At 44.9% G+C, this 13,912-nt stretch carries 11 protein-coding genes; 4 read left to right on the forward strand and 7 right to left on the reverse strand.

Annotated features, from left to right (window positions below):
• Positions 1-143: 143 nt before the first annotated feature.
• Genes CLV25_RS00620 through tilS form a run of 3 tightly spaced genes read left to right on the forward strand, consistent with a single transcriptional unit; the run spans position 144 to position 4,631 of the window.
• Entirely contained in the window at positions 144-1,931 is a 1,788-nt protein-coding gene (locus CLV25_RS00620; RefSeq protein WP_131837697.1) for a hypothetical protein, read from the forward strand.
• Between the two features lie 39 nt (positions 1,932-1,970).
• The gene (locus tag CLV25_RS00625; RefSeq protein ID WP_131837698.1) at positions 1,971-3,263 is read left to right on the forward strand and encodes an anthranilate synthase component I family protein; all 1,293 of its coding nucleotides are present in this window, start codon (positions 1,971-1,973) and stop codon (positions 3,261-3,263) included.
• A 30-nt stretch (positions 3,264-3,293) separates the two neighbouring features.
• On the forward strand, positions 3,294-4,631 hold the full coding sequence (gene tilS, locus CLV25_RS00630) for a tRNA lysidine(34) synthetase TilS (RefSeq protein WP_131837699.1): 1,338 nt from the start codon (positions 3,294-3,296) through the stop codon (positions 4,629-4,631).
• Between the two features lie 38 nt (positions 4,632-4,669).
• Here tilS and CLV25_RS00635 read toward each other — a convergent pair whose 3' ends face one another.
• Entirely contained in the window at positions 4,670-5,038 is a 369-nt protein-coding gene (locus CLV25_RS00635) for a hypothetical protein (RefSeq protein WP_131837700.1), read from the reverse strand.
• A 172-nt stretch (positions 5,039-5,210) separates the two neighbouring features.
• Between CLV25_RS00635 and CLV25_RS00640 the strand changes: the two genes are divergently transcribed.
• Positions 5,211-6,596 carry a C1 family peptidase gene (locus tag CLV25_RS00640; RefSeq protein WP_131837701.1) on the forward strand — a complete coding sequence of 462 codons (1,386 nt, stop codon included), beginning with the start codon at positions 5,211-5,213 and terminating at the stop codon, positions 6,594-6,596.
• A gap of 304 nt (positions 6,597-6,900) precedes the next feature.
• Here CLV25_RS00640 and CLV25_RS00645 read toward each other — a convergent pair whose 3' ends face one another.
• The 6 genes from CLV25_RS00645 to gdhA form a co-directional block, all read right to left on the reverse strand.
• Positions 6,901-7,311, reverse strand: coding sequence for an OsmC family protein (locus CLV25_RS00645; protein ID WP_131837702.1), 411 nt, complete (start codon positions 7,309-7,311; stop codon positions 6,901-6,903).
• 100 nt (positions 7,312-7,411) lie between these two features.
• Complete coding sequence (locus CLV25_RS00650; RefSeq protein WP_131837703.1) at positions 7,412-8,212, reverse strand: hypothetical protein; 801 nt, start codon at positions 8,210-8,212, stop codon at positions 7,412-7,414.
• 19 nt (positions 8,213-8,231) lie between these two features.
• The gene (locus tag CLV25_RS00655) at positions 8,232-9,095 is read right to left on the reverse strand and encodes a FecR family protein (protein WP_131837704.1); all 864 of its coding nucleotides are present in this window, start codon (positions 9,093-9,095) and stop codon (positions 8,232-8,234) included.
• Between the two features lie 71 nt (positions 9,096-9,166).
• Positions 9,167-11,773 (reverse strand): TonB-dependent receptor, encoded by a 2,607-nt coding sequence (locus CLV25_RS00660; protein ID WP_165876945.1) that lies wholly within the window; start codon positions 11,771-11,773, stop codon positions 9,167-9,169.
• 83 nt (positions 11,774-11,856) lie between these two features.
• The gene (locus tag CLV25_RS00665) at positions 11,857-12,369 is read right to left on the reverse strand and encodes an RNA polymerase sigma factor (RefSeq protein WP_131837706.1); all 513 of its coding nucleotides are present in this window, start codon (positions 12,367-12,369) and stop codon (positions 11,857-11,859) included.
• A gap of 162 nt (positions 12,370-12,531) precedes the next feature.
• Positions 12,532-13,872: an NADP-specific glutamate dehydrogenase gene (gene gdhA / locus CLV25_RS00670; RefSeq protein ID WP_131837707.1), complete on the reverse strand. Its 1,341-nt coding sequence runs from the start codon at positions 13,870-13,872 to the stop codon at positions 12,532-12,534.
• Positions 13,873-13,912 lie beyond the last annotated feature (40 nt).

Consider the following 13,912-nt stretch of genomic DNA (forward strand, 5'->3'; position numbering starts at 1 on the left):
AGACTATGCGAGGATTACGAATACTTTTTGTCACTCTTTTTTGCCTACTTCTTCTACTAAACGCAGAGGCAAAACGAGATAAAGTTTCAAGAGACTCGGTACGAATAAAGAGTCCGGCTAGAATTTTGCTCGGCAAAAGGGAAATGGTAATATCCAAAGATACCATAATTCACCTCCCCGATTCTGTCGAACTAGTAATTCTTCGTAAAACTAAAAAGGTTAAACGGAAGTACAGAAATAGTTCTGTAATCCAGCACCTAAACGCTTGGATATTCGCAGGAAAGCCAGACACATCCCAAATATACATAGGAAGGCAAGAGTACTTGAACCGTTTTGAAGGCAAAATAGTTCGCAACATTACCATTCAAAATGTGAATGTTTTTGGTGGTACCGTTAGCTATTCTAAGCCAAACGAAGAGCTGTCTCTTATTGAAAAAACAGGCAATAGAATACATCGAAATACTAGAGAAAAAACTCTTCGGAACTCCTTAAACATAAAAGAAGGGCAAACGCTTGCCCCTTACGAGCTCTCCGAAAAAGAGGTAATTATCCGTAATCTCCCCTACATCTCCGATGTACTGATTACCCCCAAGGAGGTTCCTAATTCCGATTCGGTAGATTTGAATGTGGCAGTTCAAGACATCTGGTCCATAGGCTTGCACTGGGAGCCCTATGCTACCTCTAAAGGACTAGTGGAAATATACGACGAAAATGCATTCGGATACGGACATGAGGCTGTCATAAGAACAAGGTACAACTCTCAAAGAAGCCCTGCAGTTGGCTACGAGGCCTACTATACAATCAATAATATCGGAAATGAAATTGTTCGAATTAAGACAGGCTTCTCAAACTACTTCGACCTCAAGAACCTAATTTTGGACATTCAGAAAGACTACTACTTCAAAAGCAGCTACGCATATGGGTTGACGCTACAGAAGTATCAAAACATTGTAAAGTTTCCTCTACATCCAACAGGGGTGTCAGTAAAGGAAATAAACAACGATATATGGACTGGACGAAGCATCCCGCTTTACTCCCATCACCAATTCGACATAAAAAAGCCTCAGATTTACTTTACAGCAAGAATTGCAAGCAACCAATTTAGTGGCAACCGATATGTTTCTGCCAATGAGAATCCACTATTCCACAACAGAGTGGCATACTTGGGCTCCATTGCCATAGCCAAACAGTGGTATACTCAAACCAAGCTTCTTTTAGGATATGGACGCATTGAGGACATACCAACGGGCTACAAATTCGAGCTTGTTGGCGGCATGGAGAAAGGAGAGTTTCACGACCGCCCCTACTTTGCCCTAAAAACATCTCAAGGAGGTATTGTTGATGGTATAGGGTACATTAGCGGCTATGCTGAAGTTGGCGGATACATCAAAAACGAAAGCATCCAGCAGGGAACCCTAAAAACCGGAATGTTCTACTACTCGAATCTTATGAGGGCAGGATTGTACCGCTTTAGGCAATTCGCAAGTATCGACTACACCCATGGATTCAACCGATTTAAAGGACTTGGAGAAAGCCTATACCTCGACGATTACAACGGTATTAGAGGCTATGTGGGCGATAGCGTAAGAGCGCAACGAAAGTTCAGCCTCCATCTCGAAACCATTGCCTTTTCGCCCTATGCCCTATGGAACTTTAAGATGGCCTTCTTTGCCTACTCCGATTTTGCTTGGATAAATGCATACGGCAACACCCCCTTCAAAGGACCAATATACAGCGGCTTTGGCATTGGGGTAAGGATCAGGAACGACAACCTAGCCTTTAAAACCTTCACCATACGATTAGGGTTCTACCCTCGAGTTCCATACGGAGGAACAATTGACCAATTTGAAATATCGGGCTCCGACAGGTTGCGCCTATCCGGCTTTAAGCCATCTAGGCCCGACTTCGTCCAGTACCAAAATCAGCCGTAGCATGCCTCTCCTTTTGACGCCTTTACGTACATTTGCGCCATGAATTTCTCGGAAAAGATTTTTGAAGCAAAAAAGCGGCTACTCTCCTGGGGAAACCAATTCGGCATCTTTGCGCTGATCGATAGCAACGAGCTATCCCAAAATCCCATTGAAACAGAATTCGGCCAATACGCGCTAGTTCTTGCAGCCGATGTGGATGCTGAAATGTGCGAATCGGAAGCCCCATTCAGCGAGCTGCAAGCCTTCGTATCCAATCAGTACGCCTTCGGATTTCTGGGCTACGACCTTAAGAACTACGTAGAGGATCTCACCTCCACAAACCCTGATGGTGTTGGCTTCCCCGACATCCACTTCTTCATCCCAAAGCATATCATTGCTGTAGATAACGCTGGGAGTTTTAAGATTCTAAAATCGGACAAAGACATCGCCACTATTCTTGATGAAATAAGCCGATGCCAGTTCGAGGCTAAGCCCCATAATCCGCTAGCGGTAGAGAGCCGGATTAGCCACAGCGAGTATATCGACTCCGTAAAACGGATTAAGGAGCACATCCGCCGAGGCGATATCTACGAGATGAACTTCTGCCAGGAGTTCTTCGCAACAGCTGCCGACATCGACCCGCTGACCACCTACATCGAGCTATCAACCGTATCGCCAACCCCATTCGCCTGCTTCTACAAGCTGCACGACAGGTACCTCATATCCGCATCGCCCGAGCGGTTCCTGCTTAAGCAGGGCAGCCGGGTTATCTCGCAGCCCATAAAGGGAACCATCCGCAGGGGAAGCACCCCCGCCGAAGATGAAATGCTAAAGCAGGAGCTTAGGAGCAACCCCAAGGAGCAATCGGAAAATGTGATGATCGTCGATTTGGTTCGGAACGACCTCTCGCGAACGGCCAAAGATGGGTCGGTAAACGTCACCGAGCTGTTCGGCATATACCCCTTCCGCCAGGTGTTCCAGATGATCTCGACGGTAGAGTCGGAGGTTAAGGAGGGCATCAGCGGCGTGGAGGTTATCCGGGACGCCTACCCCATGGGATCGATGACGGGTGCGCCCAAGGTTAGCGCCATGCAGCTAATCGAAAAGTACGAGAAGACCAAGCGAGGGCTCTACTCCGGAGCCGTTGGCTACTTTACCCCATCGGGCAGCTTCGACTTCAACGTGGTTATCCGCAGCATACTCTACAACCAGCCAGCACGCTACCTCTCATTCTCGGTTGGCGGCGCCATCACCTTTAGCTCCGATCCCGAAGCGGAGTACAACGAGTGCCTCGTAAAGGCCAAAGCCATCATGGAGGTATTGGACAAAAAAAGCGGGCAACATAACGATTAAGCTACTACCTTTACTCGAAAATTGAAGGGAATGCCACTTGCATCACGATTCCACAGCTTCGTAGCGCACAACGAGCTGTTCGACAAAGACGATCGAATCCTAGTTGCCATCAGCGGAGGGATTGACTCCACCACCCTGCTCCACCTCCTAGTGAGCGAGGGGTACACCGTTGCCATAGCCCACTGCAACTTCGGACTACGTGGAGAGGAGTCGGATGGCGACGAGCGCCACGTGCGCAGCCTGCAGCAGCGCTTCGCAATTGAGGGCTACTACATCCGCTTCGACACCGAGCGCGAAGCCGAGCAAGCAGGGGAATCCATCCAGATGGCAGCCCGCAGGCTCCGCTACGAGTGGTTCAAGCAGCTGTGCAACACCGAAAACTACCAGTACATCGCCATTGCCCATAACGCCGACGACGTTGCCGAAACCTTCTTCCTCAACCTAACCCGTGGCACCGGAATCAAGGGGCTCACGGGCATCAAGCCCAAGACTGGCCGGGTGGTTCGCCCCCTACTCTTCGCCCCCCGCTGCGAAATTGAGGAGTACGCTAGGCTTCATCAAATTGAGTTTCGCGAGGATTCATCGAACGCTAAGGACAAGTATGCTCGAAACCGCATCCGCCTAAACGTCATTCCCGAGCTAAAGATCATCAACCCCTCCTTCAACCAAACCATGCTCGACAACATCGCCAGGCTTCAGCTGGTCGAGGATTTGGTAACGCAGGAGGTCAACAACTTTAAGCGCGATGCCGTAGCCGCCACCGCCGACGAGCTCCGCATCAGCATCCGCAAGCTGAGGCTCAACCGAAACGCCTCGCTGCTCCTCTACGAGTTCCTGTGCGAGTACGGCTTCAACAGCACCCAAACCGAAGGCATCATCCATTCCGTCGAAAGCGGCGAATCGGGGCGCCAATTCCTTAGCCCCAGCCACCTGCTCGTGCGCGACCGCGACCACCTTATCCTTACCCCCATCAAGAAGGATAAGGCCGACGATAGCTATCATATAGAGGCCGATTGCGGCTCCATCACCAGCCCAATTAAGCTGAAGTTTGATATTCTAGATACATCCAAGTCTTTTCAGATTGACAAACGCCCCACCACCGCCTGCCTCGACTTGGGCAAGCTCCGCTTCCCCCTCACCCTGCGCCGGCGGGAAAGCGGCGACGAGTTTGTCCCCCTTGGGATGAAGGGCACAAAGAAGCTGAGCGACTTCTTCATCGACCAAAAGCTCTCCATCATCGATAAGGAAAACCAGTGGCTGCTCTGCTCGGGCAACGACATCGTGTGGATTGTTGGCCGCCGCATCGACGACCGCTACAAGCTCACCCCCCAAACCGAATCGGCCTACATCGTAAGCCTAATGGTGTAGAGCCGCGTTTCAAACGCTCTCCCCTGAACAGTCGCGTTTTAAACGCCTCTCTCTCCATAGCCAACCGCTCCGCTGATGGCAGCAACCATCTCCCGATCGGTAGATGCTCTCACCCTGCCATCCGATACCAATTTCCTGTCGGTAGATGGCTCCACCCGGCCGTCCGATGCCTTCTCCCTGCCGGTAGATAGCTCCTCCCTGGCATCCGATACCTTCACCCTGTCGGTAGATAGCTCCGCCCTGGCATCCGATACCTTCACCCTGTCGGTAGATAGCTCCTCCCTAGCGTCCGATACCTTCACCCTGTCGGTAGATAGCTCCTCCCTAGCGTCCGATACCTTCACCCTGTCGGTAGATAGCTTCACCCGTCCATCCGATACCAATCTCCTGTCGGTAGATGCTCGCACCCAGCCGTCCGATGCCTTTTCTCGGCCATCCTACACCCACGTCACCCCTCGCTGCTCTTTTTGCCACCAAACCCGCCATGTTGTAGGATTTGTAAGTAGAATTATCTTCTTTTGAAGCGCGAGAGAGCGCAACGGCTCTCCCTCCGAAAAGAATAATGATAACCGTAAACCGATGAGAAAATCTTTACTAGCTGGAGCAGCAGTGCTGCTAGGCATAACAGCGGTTGCCCAACCCAACAAGGGCATATCCAAGGATATGCTCGATCAGATTAAGAAGTCGTACAACGCCAACGACCCCAGCACCCGCGCCATCACCAACGCCCTCACCCACGTCGACGCCAAGAAGCTGGCCGAGAACAACGCCTTCGAGGGCAAAATCGACCACCTCTTCAAGTACAAGGTCGATGTTTCGGGCATCACCGACCAAAAGAGCTCGGGCCGATGCTGGATGTTTACCAGCCTAAACATGTTCCGCCCAAAGGCCATCAAGCAGCTTAACGTGTCGGAGTTCGAGTTCTCGCAGAGCTACCTCTACTTCTACGACCTGCTCGAGAAGTCGAACCTCTTCCTCGAAAACGTCATTGCAACCGCCACCAGCCCCATGGACGACCGCAGGGTAGAGTGGTACTTCAAGTCACCCGTTGACGATGGAGGAACTTGGGCAGGCTTCATCAACCTAGTTGATAAGTACGGCCTAGTACCCAAAAGCGCAATGCCCGAAACCAACTCGAGCAGCAGCACCTCTGCAATGGGAAGCATCCTAAAGAGTAAGCTACGAGAGGATGGACTTATCCTCCGCGATATGGTAGCAAAAAAGGCTAAGCCAAGCGCCATCGAAGCGCAAAAAGCCACCATGCTTGGCGAGGTGTACCGCATTCTAGCCCTCAACCTCGGCGAGCCACCAACCACCTTCGACTGGAGGTATAAGAAGAAAGATGGAGCCATTAGCGACCTCCAAGCCTACACCCCCATCAGCTTCTACCACGCCGTCCTCCCCGACGTAAAGGTTGGCGACTACGTAATGATGATGAACGACCCTACCCGCCCCTACTACAAGCTCTACGAGATAGAAAACTACAGAAATGCACAAGATGGCATCAACTGGTGCTACATCAACCTACCTGTTGAAGACCTAAAGCAGATAGCCCTCGAATCCATTAAAAGCAACGAAGCCGTTTACGGAGGCGTAGATGTAGGCAAGTTCCTCAACAGTACTGACGGCATTAGCGCCCTCGAGAACTACGACTACGAGGCCCTTTACGGCATAAAATTCGGCATGGATAAGAAGCAACGAATAATGACCGGCGAAAGCGGATCATCTCACGGAATGGCCATCGTTGCCGTTGATGTGGACAAGAACGAGAAGCCAACCAAATGGCAGTTCGAAAACAGCTGGGGAGCATCTAGTGGTCACAACGGCTACCTCACCTTTACTGACAGCTGGTTCAGCGAGTACATGTTTAGAATGGTAGTTCTAAAGAAGTTTATCAAGCCTGAAATCCTAAAGATTCTCGATCAAAAGCCTGTGGTTCTGCCACCTTGGGATCCGATGTTCTAGGATCAAACCGTATAAAAACACAAAAGGAACGAAATCACTTCGTTCCTTTTGCTAAACCTAACCTAAATCTTCAGACACATTTAACACCTAACCTAAAACTTAACCTATGAAAAAACTAGTCTCAACTGATTTTCGAATACAAAGGTAGCTGATGCTTATACTAACTCAACTAAAACAGTATTAATAAACACTAAACCTTCATATTGTGACAATTACAAAATAAGAACAAACAAAACAATCAAAAGTTCATTAAATATGCCCTTAAAAAATTAATGTTTGCTCATTATTTTTCGGCCTACCTAGCCTATTCTCCCTTATAGTTAAATACGACGGTTTGCTTTAAATCTGGATGAAGGCTATTGGCAACAGGACATTCCTTTGCTGAAAGTTCTATAATCCTCTTTTCTTTGACCGAATAGTTTCTAGGAAAATTCAACTCTACAATAACTTCTACAACCCGACGAGGATTAACCCCCATTACCTTCGTGATTTTAACTTCCGTTCCATCAATATCAAAACCGTGCGTACGAGCAGCGATTCCCATAATTGTAAGCATGCAACTTGCTAGTGCTGTTGCCAACAAATCGGTAGGGGAAAAAAACTCACCCTTACCCTGGTTATCAACAGGCGCATCTGTAACAATTTTTTGTCCAGAACGAACATGGGTTGCCTCTGTACGCAAATTTCCCAAATAGATTGTTTTTGCAGTTTCCATTTTGTGTGATTTTAGCATTTAAATTTACCGATTTTGCGCTTATAAACAAGAAAAGGGATGAACTGTTCGCCCATCCCTTTATTAGATCTACTACGTTATGCTACTTCCTGTCTAGCAGATTTATCTCTTTTGCAACACCATCAACGGTAATGGTAACAAGGAAATCTTCGGCTCCAGTACCATAGTTCGTTGTAATTGTATGGGTATCCACAACTCGCTTAACTTCTCCCGAAACAAATACAGGCCATCCAAATTTGAAATGCAGTGGAATAGTTGTAGCTTCGGCGTACGCCTTACCTCGACGATTAACCCCCGATGCATCTACCGTAATATCATACTCATCATCCCACACATTAAGAGGCGTATCTACACCTTTAACCTTTGTCCATACTTTTGTAAATGCGTGGGTATATGTAGTGCCATCTGCAAAGGTAACCTTCCCATCCGTAAGCTTAATTGTCAACGTATTGGACTGAAGATTTAAAACCATCGTCTTTGTTCCTTCAACTTTTCGACCATTAATGGCAAAGTTCTTAAAGGTAACCGTACGCGTATATGTTGAAGGATTGATTGTAACAACAATTTGTCCATTTTTAGTCCAACGCTGATACTTGCCTATTTTCCAATTGACAAAAGTTACCGTTTTGGTTATTGTTCCATCACCATTCTTTACAGTAACAACCGTTCTAGAGCCAGAACTATCGGGAGCACTACCTGCCTTTACACCGAATGTAATCTGATCTACTTCACTGGCAACCTCATCATATATACCATCTACCTGATCTCCATCAACAGCAGCCTCAACGTTGGCATCAGAAATAGAAGAAGGTTCATCACTTTTTTGGCACGAAGCCATAGATATAGCAGCTGTAGCCGCTAAGACCCAGAAAATTTTTCTCATAAAAATTCGATTAAAAAAGTTAGTTGATTGGAGTAAGAACAACCTCAACATCAGAGACCATTCTAAACTCGAGCTGCATTGGAACACAAACCAACTCTAGCGCTTGATTTAAGCTTTTACCACTAAAATATCCGCTATAACGTCGATTCTCGCAACCCGTACAGCTTAGCGTAACATTAAACTGACGTTCTATTTCGGCAAACACATCTTTTAACGGAGCATCGCTAAAGTAGAATTCCCCTTTTGTCCAGCCCTTCTGCTTTTCAGAAATTGTTTCAACGTTTCCTAGCGAGTTTCCTCTAGAGGTAACCCCTCGGCCTGGCGTTAACACCATGTGATTGCCACTTGTAACTTCGCGAACGCCTACTTTACCGGTGAAGCAGCATACGCGAACCTCGTTATTACGAGCAAAAACATTGAACGATGTTCCGAGTACAGCTGTTACATATTTGCCTGTTCGAACTTCAAAACGACGTCCTTTCATAACCTTAAAGAAACCTTCGCCCCTTAAGGTTACCTCGCGCTTTCGCCACCACATATACTTTTGGTAGCTCAGCTGCGATTCTGAATTAAGAAGGACATTTGAACCATCTGGCAGAACTACCGCTACATGCTCACCCTTTTTACTGATAACATGTGTGGTATGAGTCAGAACTAGAGATCCTATAGTAAGGAGAACGGCAAAACTCGCAGCAATAGCCCATGTTGTTCTTTGCGTAAGCCAGCGTCTCTTAGTTTGAGATTGAGAAGCAATAGAACTATTTAAAGCCTTCCATACTTCATTCTTCGAACGCTTTTTTGGAACATCAAGCTGCTTTAGCAACATTTCAGTTTGCTTATCTAAGCGATGCCGGTCTTCAATATTTGATCTCTCGTGGTTCATATTTCAGAAATTCATATAGTATACAACCATTTACTTATTCACCCTACCTAAGATGGTTGCTTTCTGTAATTTTAAAATGTTAGGTTCAGATATAGCGAAGGCGTAAATCTAAATCCCAATATATCATTGTAAATTAATGGTGATTTCCCATTAGAAACATCTTTCAATGCCGATGAACTAAAGCTATACGATCTCATTGTCTCATTATCTCTATCGTACAAGTTGAAAATGCTAGCAGTAACAGAAAGCAATGTAGATCCAATTTTTTGCTCATAGGATGTCGAGAAATCAAGCCTGTGATATACATTGATGCGCCTTTCATTCCGTTGATAGTCTAGCTTCGGCTTCAAGTTACTGTATAAAACTATTTCATCCCAAGGCTTTCCAGAACCAAATATCCAAGCCGCAGAAAAATTAAACCTCCACAGTTTATTAGAAATAAAGGCCTTAAACTCGTGTCGTTGATCATCATCTGCAGGATACTCGTTGTCAGATTTCAGATCCTTTGAGAATATAGTTGATTTCGACAAGCTATAAGCTAACGCAACCTGTCCCTTTGGATACAGATACTTTGCAAGCAAATCAACCCCAATGATGTCATTAGAACTATAGAAAGTAACCTGTCTAAGCCTATATTTACCATTTCGCACCACAGGAACCATTTTCTGAGATACAAGGCCTTGGGCTTTTTTCAGATAAGTTTCAACATCAAATTGAAGTCTGCTGGTTGCATCATATGTAAATCCAGCAATAAAATGGTTTGACTTAACAACGGGCAAACTATCGCCATTCACAACCGACCAATAGCTGGCATAATCACCTATAAATGGAACTGGAATACTGTTAATAAATTGAAGATAACGACCTCCCGCTGCTTTTAAGGTTAACTTTTTAAATACCTCAACGCTTGCTTGGACTCTAGGTTCTAGGTATATCTTTTGGGTTGGAGAAAAGTAAGTCAATCGTAGTCCAGGGGTAAAATTCTTCAGCCAACCTTTCCCCGTATTTAAAAGAATATAGCCTGCTGCAGAAGTTCCATCAGAGCCTACTCGCTTAGCAACATCTGCAAGCACATTATCTTGATTGCTCCTATAACTCTTAAATGAATAGGTACTGGTCTGATTGCTTAAAACAGTTCCTGCAATAATACCTGCAGAAGGCAAAAACCTATACTCGTATTCAACCTTTGCAGTAGCATCTTTTAAAGGGTTATGCAGTGCACTATATCTGCGCGCAACCTCCACTAAGTTTACATTTCGAGAAATGTTTAGATGAGTAAAATTTAGCAGGTAAGAAGAATACCCGAAAGATGCCCTAAAAAAGTACCTATCTCGTACCTGCTTGCTCCACTTAAAGCCAATTCCGTAATTATTTATATCAGACTTTTCAGAAAGATACAAGAACTTACTGCGAGATAACAAATCCATATTATCCTTTCCCCCGTATACCGATAACGACAAATTCTGAGTGGAATCTGGTGTATAAGTTAACTTGCTATGCAAATCGTAGAAATAGTATTCGGGCGTATACTTTTCATTATAACTAGAAATATCAACTGTCGAAGTTTCTGCAATATCTTCTCTTAGCTTATTAAAAAGGTCTTTGTATAGAGATGTCTGGCACACATCCGTATAGGAACGACGTGCTGCAATAACTAAACCAAACTTCTTTCCTATAGGAATATCAGCAAAAGCATCTGCAGAAAGAAAATCTGCTCCAATACTAAAGTTTGATCTATACCTATTACCAGATTTCCCCGTAATCTCAATTATTGACGATGCGGCTCCTCCATACCTAGCATCAAATCCGCCTTTGAATATTTGAATATCTTTTATTGCCTTAGTATTAAAAGCGCTCAACTGCCCCAGAAAGTGGTTTATATGATATAGCGTAAATCCATCAAACAAAATTTGTGTTTGCGATGCTGGCGATTTACGAATGCTCAGATTAGATGCCGACTCGGCAGTAGCATCAATACCAGGAAGCATTTGTAACGATGAGGTAAAATCGAGCTGATTAAGCGAAGGAACATCCGATGCAGCCCTTGGGTTTAGGGTACTCTTCCCGGCTACACTTGGTATTTGAACTAAATAGTTCTGCCTTTGAGTGACGACTACGCTATTTAAAACAGTATTAGAACGATCAAGGTTAATAGACAACATTCCAGATCTTATCTCGGGAAATACTTCTACGCACTTCTTTTCAAAGCCTAAGTACGAGATACAGAGCGTTACAGGCTTTGCCGTAGGGAGAATAAGATTAAAGTAGCCTTCAGCATTTGCTGTTACTGAGTACTTCTTATCTTGGGTGTAAATATAGGCATAAGGGAGCTTCTCCCCTGTTTCTTGATCGACAATAGTACCCCATATCTTATAACGAGGTAATTCCACCGTAGGTTTTACGGTCAATAAAGTTGATGCAACGGCAGCATCGTCTGCTTTCCTAGGTTTTACTACACATACTGGGCCTATTCTTTCCATTTCAAACCGACCCGTTGATAGTATTGCGTGAATCAATTCATCAACAGAGATTCCTTTAAAGTATCCGCTTACCAATTGGTTGTCGGCAAGTTGTGCATCAAATGCAATCTTAACATGATTATCGGCCCCCACCTTCTCTAGTACCTCCGAAAGAGTCTTTTTCTTAAACGAGTAGGATAATTTTTGGGCAAACGCCATGCTGCAAAACATCCATAGAATTACAGCTAAAGCATACTTTACATTCTTAGAACAAAAAAGAACAATCCTACAGCAGCTTATCATTAAATTTTATATTCCAAGTTATTACGAATAAAGTCCAACGCCTCCTTCATCCGCTTTTCAATTGCTTTAACGCTCAGATCTAGTCTCTGTGCAATTTCGGAGTAGGTCAATTCCTCAATTCTGCTCATTAGAAAAGGCACTCTGCATTTCTCTGGCATATCAGACAAAACCCGCTCGAGACGCTCCTTCATCTCTTGCTCTCGCATAGGATGATCAGCCTCCTCTAAATTCACATCTATTAAGGTTGTATTCTTTTGGAAATTCAGCACCACTTTTTGATGCTTGTGGTAATTCTTAAGAAGATTGGCTGCAATGGTGTAGAGCAAGGAAAGGACGGATTCTTCTCTAATGGTATCGCGAACATCCCAAAGCTTAATAAAGACTTCTTGTGCTATATCTTCCGACAGATCTACATCTCCACATCGGAAATATAGAAACCTTCGGATACTATCATAGTGAGCATCAAATACAGACTTAAACCAACTTGCTTTGTCTTCCTGCTTTAGCACCATATACTCCCAACCCCTTATAAACCATAATACAACCAAGTGCAAATATACCTTTCCATTTTATCTTTCAAAACCTACTTTTGTTAAGTTTTAAAGATTTGGGGCAACAAAAAGACCGCTTCAAGCGAACTTGAAGCGGTCTATATCTTAATAAAGCAGAGTATACTAGATTAAGCCTTGCTCTAACATAGCATTAGCAACCTTCATGAAACCTGCGATATTAGCACCATCAACGTAGTTAACGCTACCATCTTTCTTTGTTCCATACTTAACGCAAGCTTCGTGGATGCTTTCCATGATTTGATGTAGTTTCGCATCAACTTCAGCTTCAGTCCAGCTGATATGCATTGCATTTTGAGTCATTTCGAGACCAGATGTTGCAACACCTCCGGCGTTAACAGCCTTACCTGGGGCAAACATAATCTTAGCATCTTGGAAAGCCTTGATAGCTTCTGGAGTACAACCCATGTTAGAAACTTCAGCGACACACCAAGTACCATTAGCTAGAAGTTCCTTAGCATCGTTTCCATCGCATTCGTTTTGGAAAGCACTTGGAAGAGCGATATCGCACTTAATGCTCCATGCTTTTTTACCAGCAGTAAAGGTAACTCCGCTAAACTTCTGAGCCATAGGAGCAACAACATTGTTATTTGAAGCACGTAGTTCGAGCATGTAATCAATCATATCGTTGGTCATCCCTGCTGGAATATGGCAAACACCATCAGGACCAGAAACAGCAACAACCTTAGCACCTAGTTCGGTTGCCTTTTGAGCAGCCCCCCAAGCTACGTTACCAAAACCAGAGATAGCTACGGTTTTACCCTTAATATCCTTACCTGCTTTGTGTAGCATGTGCTCTACGAAATATAATGCACCATAACCAGTAGCCTCTGGACGGATTAATGAACCTCCCCAGTTGATACCCTTACCAGTTAAAACGCCAACATTATACTCGCGAGCAAGTTTGGTGTACATGCCAAACATATAACCTATTTCTCGTCCACCAACACCTACGTCACCTGCAGGAACGTCGGTATCCTTACCAATAATTTGCCACAGTTCAAGCATGAAAGCTTGGCAGAAACGCATAATTTCAGCGTCTGATTTTCCAACTGGATCAAAATCAGAACCACCCTTACCACCTCCCATAGGAAGCGTAGTTAGAGCATTTTTGAAAGTTTGCTCAAAGCCTAAGAATTTAAGCATTGAAGGGGTAACTGCCTTATGGAAACGAAGACCTCCTTTGTATGGTCCGATAGCAGCGTTGAACTGAACACGGTAACCCAAGTTAGTTTGAACATTACCTGCATCATCAACCCACGTTACACGGAAGGTAAAGATTCTATCAGGCTCAACTATTCTTTCAACGATTTTAGCCTTCTCAAATTCAGGATGTTGGTTGTAAACTTCCTCTATGGATTCTAACACTTCATGAACAGCTTGAAGATACTCCTTTTCACCAGGATGCTTCTGTTCAAGATCGGCCATAATTTTTTTTACGTCCATCGCTTTTATCTCTTTAGTATATTAAACAAACGTTTTTTCC

Origin of the sequence: Acetobacteroides hydrogenigenes, from assembly GCF_004340205.1 — a bacterium.
Lineage (GTDB): Bacteria > Bacteroidota > Bacteroidia > Bacteroidales > ZOR0009 > Acetobacteroides > Acetobacteroides hydrogenigenes.